The 11,816-nt window shown below is 40.7% G+C and carries 11 protein-coding genes and 1 pseudogene; 3 read left to right on the top strand and 9 right to left on the bottom strand.

What is annotated here, in order from left to right:
- Positions 1-7: 7 nt before the first annotated feature.
- Positions 8-1,498 carry a cadherin-like beta sandwich domain-containing protein gene (locus OTG27_RS12345; protein WP_268937090.1) on the bottom strand — a complete coding sequence of 497 codons (1,491 nt, stop codon included), beginning with the start codon at positions 1,496-1,498 and terminating at the stop codon, positions 8-10.
- Positions 1,499-1,806: 308 nt separating this feature from the next.
- On the opposite strand from OTG27_RS12345, the gene OTG27_RS12340 reads away from it, so the two are divergent.
- Both OTG27_RS12340 and OTG27_RS12335 read left to right on the top strand, forming a co-directional pair.
- Positions 1,807-3,441: a copper resistance CopC/CopD family protein gene (locus OTG27_RS12340; protein ID WP_268937089.1), complete on the top strand. Its 1,635-nt coding sequence runs from the start codon at positions 1,807-1,809 to the stop codon at positions 3,439-3,441.
- 18 nt (positions 3,442-3,459) lie between these two features.
- On the top strand, positions 3,460-4,122 hold the full coding sequence (locus tag OTG27_RS12335; RefSeq protein ID WP_098865645.1) for a YcnI family copper-binding membrane protein: 663 nt from the start codon (positions 3,460-3,462) through the stop codon (positions 4,120-4,122).
- A 49-nt stretch (positions 4,123-4,171) separates the two neighbouring features.
- Here the strand turns inward: OTG27_RS12335 and OTG27_RS12330 are convergent, their stop codons facing one another.
- From OTG27_RS12330 to OTG27_RS12310, 5 genes and pseudogenes are all read right to left on the bottom strand, one after another.
- The gene (locus OTG27_RS12330; RefSeq protein ID WP_057278511.1) at positions 4,172-5,167 is read right to left on the bottom strand and encodes a S8 family peptidase; all 996 of its coding nucleotides are present in this window, start codon (positions 5,165-5,167) and stop codon (positions 4,172-4,174) included.
- Positions 5,168-5,491: 324 nt separating this feature from the next.
- Positions 5,492-5,569 (bottom strand): annotated as a pseudogene (locus OTG27_RS26840) (SEC-C metal-binding domain-containing protein); the annotation flags it as partial.
- 608 nt (positions 5,570-6,177) lie between these two features.
- Positions 6,178-6,747, bottom strand: coding sequence for a nitroreductase family protein (locus tag OTG27_RS12320; RefSeq protein ID WP_054398091.1), 570 nt, complete (start codon positions 6,745-6,747; stop codon positions 6,178-6,180).
- A gap of 11 nt (positions 6,748-6,758) precedes the next feature.
- Positions 6,759-7,931, bottom strand: a complete 1,173-nt coding sequence (locus tag OTG27_RS12315) for a toxic anion resistance protein (protein WP_268937088.1) — start codon at positions 7,929-7,931, stop codon at positions 6,759-6,761.
- The gene (locus OTG27_RS12310; protein ID WP_098184970.1) at positions 7,928-8,584 is read right to left on the bottom strand and encodes a 5-bromo-4-chloroindolyl phosphate hydrolysis family protein; all 657 of its coding nucleotides are present in this window, start codon (positions 8,582-8,584) and stop codon (positions 7,928-7,930) included. The genes OTG27_RS12315 and OTG27_RS12310 overlap by 4 nt, the downstream gene beginning before the upstream one ends.
- 248 nt (positions 8,585-8,832) lie before the next feature.
- Here OTG27_RS12310 and OTG27_RS12305 point away from each other — a divergent pair, with 248 nt between their 5' ends.
- Positions 8,833-9,270 carry a coiled-coil domain-containing protein gene (locus tag OTG27_RS12305; protein ID WP_194719492.1) on the top strand — a complete coding sequence of 146 codons (438 nt, stop codon included), beginning with the start codon at positions 8,833-8,835 and terminating at the stop codon, positions 9,268-9,270.
- Positions 9,271-9,730: 460 nt separating this feature from the next.
- Here OTG27_RS12305 and OTG27_RS12300 read toward each other — a convergent pair whose 3' ends face one another.
- From OTG27_RS12300 to OTG27_RS12290, 3 genes are read right to left on the bottom strand one after another with little or no spacing between them, the layout of a single operon-like run.
- Entirely contained in the window at positions 9,731-9,958 is a 228-nt protein-coding gene (locus tag OTG27_RS12300; RefSeq protein WP_268937087.1) for a hypothetical protein, read from the bottom strand.
- A 45-nt stretch (positions 9,959-10,003) separates the two neighbouring features.
- The gene (locus OTG27_RS12295) at positions 10,004-11,281 is read right to left on the bottom strand and encodes an ammonium transporter (protein ID WP_268937086.1); all 1,278 of its coding nucleotides are present in this window, start codon (positions 11,279-11,281) and stop codon (positions 10,004-10,006) included.
- Positions 11,278-11,682, bottom strand: coding sequence for a hypothetical protein (locus OTG27_RS12290; RefSeq protein ID WP_240520804.1), 405 nt, complete (start codon positions 11,680-11,682; stop codon positions 11,278-11,280). Before OTG27_RS12290 ends, OTG27_RS12295 begins: the two co-directional genes overlap by 4 nt.
- Positions 11,683-11,816: the final 134 nt, after the last annotated feature.

The raw sequence follows: 11,816 nt of genomic DNA, 5'->3' as shown, positions 1-11,816 counted from the left end.
AACCATCCTATTTTATCAGAGAGGTGAAGAATTCCTTTATATTCCCAAAGAATGAAACCGTCTCAGCAGGTTGTTTCCCATTAGCCTGGCCTCCTGGATCATTGGATGTTTCGCTCTCCGTCATACCAGCTGTACTCGTTTGCGCTGCCTCAACTTCCACCTCTTTTGTTTTGACATCATCCACGGTTTCTTCCTCATCCATTTCAACATCCATGTCCTTTTCGAAAACAAGGACGTAAGTACGACGCTCCCCATCCTTTGAAACGGTAACGGAAATGGCCGTTTTCGCTTTATCCTTGATCTTCACTTTTGCACTGCTCGCACCGTCATATTCAATCGTTGCTCCGCTGGCATTTGTCGTTGCATTCAATTCGACTGAAGAAATATCATTATCGACCTCTATATGATAGGTATGCTCATTAGATTCAAAAGATTTGTTCCATACGCCGGATGATACCGTCAGACTGTTTAACACTGGTCCATTATTGCCTTCCTTGCCTAAAGAATCTGCGGACGTTACTTTCTCAACAGAATCCGTTTTCACTTTTTGTGCTGAAATACTTTCAATTTGCTGTGCATTCGTTACTTCACTGACACCACTGCTTGGCTTTTGATTATTGGAGGATTCCGCTGATGTTAAAGATGTTTTACTTCCCTTATCCGAGGATTCTGCTGATGATAAAGAAGATTTATTCCCCTTATCCGAGGAAGGTTGGGCTTTACTCGTTCCTGTTAAGGGGGTCTTTTGAACTTCATCCTCTTTTGGAGCAGCTTTCGATTCCGTTTCCTTTGCTGCGGCTGCAGCCCGTGTAATCGTGAGTGTATATATTTTTTCATCACCATTTTCCGCTGTAACGGTTATCTTCACCGTTTTCTTACCGACTGGAAGGGTAACCTTTACACCTGCACTGGTTGCATCCTTTCCATTTACCTTTACAATTGCCTTGCTGTCACTTAATGTTGGAGTTACCGTAACCGACTGGACTTCATTTTCAACTGAAGCATGATAAGCTGTCACCTTAGAATCGAATGTTAATGAGCCTTTTGATAATCCAATCGATGTTAAAAGGTTATCATCACTTTCATGTTTTTCGACCTTGAGAGTATAGGTAACGGTTTCATTTTCCCCATCGCTGACGGTGATTACAAACGTATTCATGCCAGTTTGAAGAGTTAAATCCTTCAATTTACCATCCGTCATTTTGACACCATTCACATATATGACTGCATTCTCGTTAGGGCTTGCTGCAAGCAAGGTAATCTTTTCCACATTCCCCACTGTTGAACTATAGTCGTGTACATCTTCTGTAAACTTTTGATCCAGTGCTATACCCTCTATCTCTAGCTTTGAAAGACTATTTACCGTTTGGGCCTCTTCCAAAATGACAGAAGTGCCTTCCGCAGCTTCTGTCGCTGGCGTATAAATGGATGTTCCCATCCCCACAAGGGAACCAACCAAGATCACCTTCACACTTGTTTCTTTTAATCCCTTCTTCATCAAAACCTATCCCTCCAAATTCCTTAAACATGATAGGCTCAGATTACTAAAGGAACCTTAATTATTTCTTAATGGACTTTATATCAAAAGGAGGATGCCTATTTGGTATAAACTTTATGCAAAGTGGAATTCCCACCACTTATTTATGGCTATACTGGAATGGAAGGCAAAACTAAAACTTATTGTTCTCATTTTATAGCGAACCTCTTAAACTGCCTTTAGATAACTAAATTATTTTCACTGTTTTTTCACATTTTCCTTTTATAATGGGCTTACATAATCGGATGAAAGGATGATGACACACCAAGATGAAAAAATATTTATGGCTGGTAGTCAGCCTATTCAGTTTGCTTTTATACCCGGCAATGGCTTCTGGGCATGCTACAGTAATCAGCTCTAATCCTAGCCCGAATGAAGCGATGGATACTCTTCCTGAAAAGATCACCATTCAATTCAGCGAGAATATACAACCAGCTTTTCATTCGCTTGAGGTATTCAGCCAAGATGGAGACAAAATTCAAACTCAAGACAGTACAATCTCTGAACAGAGTGAAAAAATACTGGAAGCTAAGTGGAAGGGTACGATCGATGAAGGGATTTACTATATTAAATGGAGAGTGGTTTCGAGTGATGGCCATCCTATTGAAGGAACTATCCCCTTTCAATTCGGAGATTCGGCAGGCCTATCAGATCAAAATAAATCCGAAGTGAATGAAAGTTTTCCGAATTCCATCAACGTTTTTCTGCAAAGTCTACAATACATATGCTTCGCTGCCCTTACCGGAATCCTTTTTTTCAGATTATCGCTAATGAAGGATTCCCGACTTTTTGAAGCCAGCAGAAGAACCCGTCTATACCTTTGGCTTTCATATGCTGGTTTAGCATTTTCCATCTTCTGCAGCCTGCCTTTAAGAGTTACGATCGATGCTGGCGTAGGTTGGACCGATGCATTTAATGTTAGTTATATAAAGGAAGTATTGAATGCTACAAACTTTGGGACGATCTGGATCTTGGAAATTCTAATATTGCTCCTTCTATTTTTAGTAATTTATTTCATGCTCGAGAACTCAATGAATAAATCACTACCTTTCATTTCATTCATCATAATTGCCAGCTTGATGATTTGTAAGGCATTCACCGGACATACAGCAGCCGTTCCTAATCAGGCTCTGGCCGTTTTGATAGATTTCCTTCATTTATTTTCCATGACTTTATGGCTCGGCGGCCTTATGGCCATATTGGTGATTTTGCCTGGGCTTGCAGATCGGCAGGCAGTCCAACAAGATAAGAAAACCTTTTACTGGTCGATCATTCAAAGGTTTTCCAAATGGGCATTTCTGTTTGTAATCATCCTGATTATTAGCGGAATATATAGCAGTTTACAGCATGTGCCAACTATCCATTCAATGTTTAACACAACATATGGCCAATTGTTACTAGCGAAAATCGGTCTCATGTTAATCATGATCGTTTTAGGCGGCTTTCATTTTCTCAGAGGGAAAAAGCAAACGAAAAAACTTGGTTATAGTGTGGGAATGGAGTTTGGTTTAGGAATCGTCATCCTTCTCGTTGCAGCTTTATTAACAAATGTCCAAACTGCCATGTCTTCTCCGGGCCCCATTGAAAAAACGTTACGGACTGATGAAAATAACGAGGTTACATTAATGGTGACGCCCAATGAAGTCGGGGATAACATGATTCAAGTAAATCTATCCAATGAAGGCAAGCCAATTGCTGAAATAGAGCAGCTTACGATCACGATGCAGCCATTGGATACGCCACGCGGTGAAATAAAGCTGCAAATGAAGGAGAAAAACACAGGGACATTTACATCAAAGTCTATATTAACCATGCCAGGAAAGTGGAATATCCATGTTCATGGATTGACTGAAAGCCTGGATTCAATCAATGCTGATTTTATAATTTTCATAGGGAATTCATAATAGGAGGGATTTATAAAAATGAAAAACATTTCAAAGCTACTTATTTTTACATTTGCTGCATTATTCATTTTTTCCGGTTCAGCATATGCTCACGTTTCGGTCAAGCCAAGTTCATCTGCACCTGAGGCGTGGGAAACTTATACAATTAAAGTACCCGTAGAAAAAGAAACTGCCACTACAAAGGTGACTTTAAAAGTACCTGAAGGGGTTACTTTTGAAAGCTATCAGCCTGTACCGGGATGGAAAGTAACGACAGAAGGTGACAAAGATGGGCATGTAAAAACGGTAACTTGGGCAGCAACTGACAAAGGAATAGCTGCTGGACAATTCCAGCAATTCTCTTTCGTAGCACAAAACCCTAAAGAAGAAACGAAAGTTGCCTGGGATGCATTTCAATATTACGAAGATGGTGAAATCGTTGAATGGAGCGGTGAAGAAGGCTCAGACCTACCGCATTCTGTAACGGAAATCACGGTTGCACCCAAGGCTGATGCTGAACCTGCGGACCATGGTCACGAAGATGAAGCTGACACTAATGATTCCACGACACCTGACAATTCAAAGGATGCAGCAACAACAGAAGGTGATGGCAACCAAACGCTGGTCATTACCCTGGCTGTCATATCATTAATTCTTTCCATTGTAGCCCTTTTTGCAGCTCTAAGGAAAAATAAAAAATAATCATTATGGAAGGTGCCCCAAAAATTTCCTGGGGCACCTTTTTTCTCTACTATTCCATGACCACCGATTTACTCGGTAACTTTAGATTTTCTGATTCTATCGTAATCTTAATCGATTTTTCAGCTCTTTGTTCCGTAATCGTTAAGTTAAGCAGTCCATTTCCCTGCGCTTTTTTGCTTATTCCCAGATCTTCCGTACTTTTCACCAGCTGTGCATATAATTCCGCTTCAGTTAAATTGCGCTCAAATTCTTTTTCAGCAATCACTTTCAAGAGAGCTGCCGCACCGCTTACATGAGGCGTAGCCATTGACGTTCCGCTCAACCTGGCATATTTATTTCCTGGATACGTAGAGAGAATATCAACCCCTGGCGCCACCAAGTCAATTTCATCATTTGTATTTGAAAAATCCGCTAAATTTCTGCTTAAATCCACAGCCCCCACTTCCACTACCTCGGGATATGCTCCTGGATAATCCAATTCATCCGTTTCATGACGCCCATCACCGCTATTTCCAGCTGCACAAACAACAAGGATATCGTTCTGAAGGGCCTTTTGAATGAGTTTGTGTTCAGTCTCATCGGGAGGTCCGCCAAGCGAAAGTGAAATAACCGAAACCTTTTCTTCATTTGGCCCCCGCCAATTGATGGCATACTCTAGAGCACCATTAATCCAATCAATGTCGCCTTGTCCTTGACCATTCAGGGCCTTTAACGCTAATATGCTTGCCTTCGGAGCAACTCCCACTACACCAGCATTATTGATGGCAGCAACAACCGTACCGCTAACATGTGTCCCATGTCCGTTATCATCTTGATAATCCCCGGTATTGGTAAAATCCTTCCCGCCAATGATTCTTTCCTTGAGGTCTGGATGTCCCTTGTCTATGCCTGTATCAATGACGGCAACTACCACGCCCTCACCATAACTGCTTTTTTCCCAAATTGCCGGTGCTTTCACAAGCTCGACACCCTCAGGAATCTTCTCTTTCACCGTTTCCATCACTTCAAGAACTTTGTAAGGTATTAATCTTTTTTCTCTTGTCATTTGATTACCCCTTCCTTCGTTCAATAAGTTAAACTGCCATCAGTGTAGGGATTTTCATCCCGTCTGGTTGCCGTCTACCGTTGAAAGAGATGAGATCAAAAAACTCTTCTCTCTTATATATACCAGATTTATGAAAATAAAAAAGAAGTTTTCGGAAAATTCCGTCTAAATAACTAGTTTTTATTTCTTTTTGTGTTATTATCTGGTACTCTTATTATAGAACAAATGTTCGTTTTATGCTACACTTTTTTCTCATTTTTTTCCCAAGCACGCACTTTTCCAATAAAAAAGAAGCGACTCCGAATCGAGTCAGCTTCCAAGATGTTAAGCTGCACCGCAGCATTTTTTGTATTTTTTCCCGCTTCCGCAAGGACAAGGCTCATTTCTGCCAATGACCGGTTCTGCATGAACATGCGGCATTTTAGCTGCCTTTGCACTTTCCGTGATAATTTGCGTGCCTTTTTCCTTCATTTGCTGATACCGCTGTTTAAATAACTCCATTACATCTTTACTGTACTTCAGCGTATCTTCCGCGATATCCATCGCCTTTTGCTTCGAAATATTATAATCCTCCAGGACGAATTGATTATCCCCGAAAGAAACCCTCACTCCAAAATGCTGTCCCGCCTGTTTATTGCCTTTAAGCTCCTCAACGAATTCAAGGTATACTTCCTGGCAATCACAAGTCTGATGCATGCAATAATAATCATATATCCAATACGATTTATCTTCGTATTTACTTTTTAAAGCAATGCCATCCTCAACGCCAAATACATCCAAATATTTTATCGCTTTTCCATCGAGTATCTCAAATGGATCAATCGTTCTCATCTATAGACACATCCTAATTCATCAAAATTTATTCTTCCTTTGTATTGTACAACCTAATTCACCAATCGTCACTTGAAACGAAGCCTGACAAAGTCAAATCCCTTTCAGTAAAAGTATAATTAAAGAAGCCAATAAAAAAAGCTGCATCAGTGTCTATAAACTGATGCAGCCACTAATCCTCATCCGATCCATGTGGTCAATTCGTCAATCGGTGTTTTCTTAGCAGGTTTCGGCTCCATGTCAGGATAACCCAAGTATATGAAAGCCAATACCTCTCCCTTAGAGGATAAATTGAAAAATTCACGGACTTTGTCATGATAAGTTATTTTCCCCGTTCTCCATACTGCTCCCAAACCTAGAGAATGTGCTGCAAGAAGCATATTTTGGATGGCACTGTTCACAGCCGCATATTCTTCTGCGACGAGGACATTATTCTTATCACTAGGCTCCATGCCCACTGCGATGATGACTGGAGCCCTTAATGGATTCTTTTTTTGCCTTTCGAGCTTGCTGATTAAACTTTCAGGGGTATCATCAGCATTTTCGATTCTTGTTATTTCTTCGAATACCTGCCCAAGTTTATTTCTTCCTTCCCCTGTCAAAACAAAAAAACGCCAAGGCTCCGTCCGATGATGATTAGGTGCATATGTTCCGGCTTCAATGATTTGCTCGATCATTTCTTTAGGAACCGGATCTTGCTTAACGATTCCAATGCTTCTTCTCGTTTTTATAGCCTCGATAGTCTCCATGTTATCTCCCCTTATCCCTTTATCTCTAATAGTTTCTGTTTCAGTTCATTTTCCATTGACGCCAATTCCTGTTCAGCTTGACGGCGTTTATGCCTGCCTTCTTCTTGAATCCGCATGGTCTCCTCAAGCGTGGATATCAAGTTAGCTTGAGTTTTCTTTAATGTTTCAATATCGACAAGTCCGCGCTCATTTTCTTTTGCGGTTTCAATGGTATTCGTTTTCAGCATCTCGGAGTTCTTCAATAACAAGTCATTTGTAGTCTTGGAAACCTGTTTTTGGGCTTCTACAGCATGCCTTTGCCTGATTAGGGTCAGTGCAATCGCAACCTGGTTTTTCCAAAGTGGGATGGCTGTCATGATCGAAGATTGGATTTTTTCGACTAGTGCCTGATTCGTGTTTTGGATCAGCCTGATTTGCGGTGCGCTTTGAATCGTGATTTCACGGCTCAACTTCAAATCATGAAGCCTTTTATCCAACCGTTCAGCAAATTGCAGCATATCATTTACTTCTTGAAACTTCATTTGATCATTACTTGATTCAGCGGACTTCCTTAGCTCCGGAATCGTTTTCTCATGGATTTCTTCGAGTTTGATTTCCCCAGCTGCAATATAGACATTCAATGCCTGGAAATATTCCTTATTCGTTTCATATAGCTTTTCGAGAATTACGATATCCGATAACAGGATATTCTTGCTCCGATCGAGTTTTACGCTGATTCGGTCAATTTGGGCACCGGTTTTTTGATACTTGGATAGCACCTCCTGTACAGATCCCGAGAGCTTCCCGAACATACGCGCAAAAAATGAGGGCTTATCCGGTTTTAACTCATCCGGGCTGAGCTCGTTTAACTTTTTCATTAAATCATTGATAATGCTACCCACTTCACCCACATCTTTTTTCTGGACATGCTCAAGCATGGAATTAGAAAAGGTCAGGAGCTTTGATTGGGCGGGTGTACCATAGGATATCATTGCCTGATGATTCGTTGGGTCGATTTGTTCAGCAAGCTGATAAGCTTTGGCCCTGTTCTCTTCAGGAATGACATCAATCAGTTTAACCGGTTTCGCTTCCTGGGAAGTTACTTTCTCAAGCTCCTGCACCCCATCAAATGGATTGGCTAAAAGGTCATCGATCAAACTGGCGTTATTCGTTTTATTCAACAGGTTTGGATCATTGTTATTCATTTTAACCTCCTGCTTTCATCAATTACTTGTGACTCTTTTCTAGTTTTAATGGATTGCTTAGCAACATCCAATTCGAAGTTAAGGTCATCGATATCATTGGCAATCACTTTATATAAATCCTTTTCTATCGTATTAGTAAGTTCCTTTAAAGTTTTACGAGTCTCCGTTAAGGAAAGTTCAAGTTCCCTATTCTTTTTTGGCTGCTGTGCTAGAAAAACATATTTCTCCGCAAGCTCCATGGCAGAATCCAGATGCGAGTAATAAAACTGTTCCGCTTGATAAAACCGCTTCGGTTCTTTTTTTGTCAGACTGTATATTTTCCTGATCATTTTAATCATCTCTTTCCTCTGTTTAAAAGAAGAGATATGCCTGACCGAGATTAGTGCTTTTTGCACCCTCCATATCTTCGGTTTTGCTTCAATTAAGTTTTTCTTTATATATTGATATTCTTTTCTCGTCAATTCATGTTTTTTGAGGTATCTTGATGAAAAATATACGGAACTCAGCCAGTATGCAAGTACCCCTCCTGCTAAAGATATGACAACGGACAGGGCAAACGGTTGATTCAATACGAAATAGCTAATCATCCAAACCGGCAAAACCATTGGAAATGCAATCAATATTGGAACAAAATCAGCAACAAATCGATTCATTATCATTACACTCCTGACTTACACTCTTTTCTTTATATACGAATTATCCTTGGAATTGGTTTCAAGATGAAAAAAAGAATTTCTCTACCCTAAACGATATATGAACCGGATGGTTTCTGCAAATTTATTGAAATTTTTTCTGTGAATTCCCTCTTCTTCTCATTCATATGGGCTAACGCCTAGTCACTTCACCGGAACTGACATAAGTTATAGGGTATCCATCCTGATTTTAAAAAGGAGAGTTGACCATGAATTCATACGGATTTTATCCTTATCCACAACAAAATGGAAATCATCAGTACTTTGAACCAAATTTTAACCCATACTTCCAACAGCCTGAAAGATTTGATTATATTCCACAGCAAGATTGGAACTTTCAGCAGGTACAAGAAAATCCATATAGCCAGGTGCCAGACCAATTCGATATTGAAAGGCAGCCTCAACAACTTGAAAGAAGAATCCGGGAACTTGAGCGTCAAAACGAGCGTCAAACGAGGGAACTCAATCGGCAGAACCAAGAAATCACGCGGATAAATCGTGAAGTGAACCGCATTAACCAGGAAATCACCAGGCTAAGTCAAGCGGACCAGCGACATACGAATAGGTTAAACAGACTGAATCAAAGACTTCGGGCCGTGGAAAGAAACCTTAACATCCCCTTCACCGCAACAGATGATGGTTTTTAATGAAGGAAATAGCAGGAGCTCATTGTGAGCTCCCGCTTTTTGCTTTGAGATTTAATCAAACGATTGATTAATCTTTAAAGGTTCAACAAACCCTTGTCCAGAGTTACATAGCTTTACGATTTTCACTATTTGTCATATACACAATTGTTTTCGCCGCCTTAAATATGAATCCTGCTACTTGCTTTAAAAAAGTAGTTACACAATACTGATCTGCAGAATAAAAAATAGGAATCTGCCATATTCCCGCGGAATTCATCAAGTTATTTATAAGAAAACGGATGTTTTTACATACTTTGTTGCTATTTACCAAGTAGTGAAGTGTGGTTGATTTCCCCTCCAGATGCTCGCTTTCCGCTGCAATCAACCTTAGATAGTTTCGTTTTAAAAACAACAACCTTTACGAAAAGAGCCAAGAAAATAAAAGAGCAGGAGTCATATTTACACTCCTGCTCTTTCTAATTTACAACATGATCCGTTTCAACTTTTCGTTTCTAGATTCCTGTTCCTCCTGGGTAGACAAGTCATACTTCTTCAATAGATGAAAAAGTTCATTCAATGTTTCTTGCAAATTCCCTTTTTCAAGATATCGATCTAATGTTTGACTCAATAGTGTTGGTAAAAATGCCTTTTGGCTCTCAAATTTTAGCCTGACATCTTGCTGCGAATGATTAAGATTGCATACACCCATTTAAAAATTCACCTCTTACTTGATTTTACCATTGTATTATAGACATTATCTTGTCAATTCTTCATCCTGCTTATAGTATTCCTCTACCTTGATGAATTCCGGCGAGGTATGTGTGGCCATGATGCCATGATAACTGATATCCAACCCAAGTTCTTCTTCTTCTTCAGTCGATCTTATCGGCAGCCAAACATTTATAACTTTAAAAACAAGCCAAGTAACTGAAAAGCCCCAGATGCATAACACCACTAATCCTAATATTTGAACTCCGAGCAAATGCCATCCTCCGCCGGCAAACAATCCGTTTTCAGTGTAGAAAAGCCCTACCGCTAGCGTACCCCACATTCCTGATGCCGCATGAACAGGAAAGGCACCGACCGGATCATCGATTTTCCGGGCTTCCAACCAATTTGTTGCAGCTAACATCAACATTCCAGAAACTGCTCCAATCAGCAACGCCGCCAGATCACTAACGAATGCACATCCAGCCGTAATCCCGACAAGACCAGCAAGTGAGCCATTGATGACGGAAGGTGCATCCGAGCGTCCATATCTAAACAGTGTATAAAGCAGGGTAACCGCTCCCCCTGATGCAGCTGAGAGCATCGTGACAATGGCAATATGTCCAATTCGGACATCTGTAGCTTGCAAGGTGCTTCCTGCATTAAATCCAAACCAGCCAAACCATAAAAGGAATGCCCCGACAGATGCCAAGGGGAGATTACTCGGCAGCGAAATGGAGCTGGTCCCCCTTGAAGTGAATTTACCTGCTCTCGGCCCGATAACAATGGCAGCCGCAAGTGCTGAAAAACCGCCTAGTGCATGAATGACAGCAGACCCTGCGAAGTCCTGCATGCCCATCCTACTTAACCATCCGCCACCCCATACCCAGTGACCGGCAATCGGATAGATGAATGCTGTCATCATTACGACAAAAATAAGATACGCCCGAAAATTGATCCTTTCCGCAACTGCTCCCGAAACGATGGAAATGACGGCGATGACGAATGCCCCTTGAAATAACCAATATGCATCCATGGAAATCGTAAGGTCGATGTGCGACAAATCACCTTTCAGCAGAAAGCCACTTGCCCCGATGATTCCAAATACATCCTTTCCATACATTAAGCCAAAACCAACGACGAAATAGCAAAGCGTTCCGATCGTAATATCGGCAAAAACCTTCATGATGATGTTCACATTATTTTTCGTACGGACGAACCCTGCCTCCAATAAGGCAAACCCGCCCTCCATCAATAGTATCATGGCTGCTGTAAGAACCACCCAAATCGTATCCAGGCCAGCGTTTAACGTTTCTAGAGTCATCTCGGCGTTCCCTCCGCTTTCTGCCAGGCCATTATTTCTTTAATGATGTCTGATGGCAAATTCATTTCCCTTTTTTCCGGTTCAGCCTCAAGTAAACCGATCACCTCATTTAATAAAGCGACCCGCTGTTTTATTTTCTCGATTTGTTTATATCTATCTTTCACATTAACCAAATGTTCAACCGCCTGGTGATGACTTGGGGCACGCCCTGTAAAAAAACGTTTAAATGGTGACAGTGATTGATACCAAGCTTCCTCAGCTCGTCGTTTTTGCTCATATTTATGAATTTTACCTTTGATCGATTCAATTTCCGACTCCTGTTTGCTTTTGTGGAATAGCAGTCCTTTCATCACTTCTTCAGATGAAATTTCAATAACAACCCTACTATATAAATCGTCCATAATATAAATGTCATATCACCTCACGTAATAACGTTATGTTTTCTACAATTATATTTAAAATTCTGAATACGGTCAATGATTAAACAATAAAAACGAGTCGCACAACGAAAAAGGAGGATTAAAACAATGAATTC

It is taken from the genome of Peribacillus sp. AS_2, from assembly GCF_026891895.1.
Taxonomy (GTDB): domain Bacteria; phylum Bacillota; class Bacilli; order Bacillales; family DSM-1321; genus Peribacillus; species Peribacillus frigoritolerans.
Note: the sequence above shows the minus strand (reverse complement) of the source record. Positions and strands in the feature narration are given on the sequence as shown.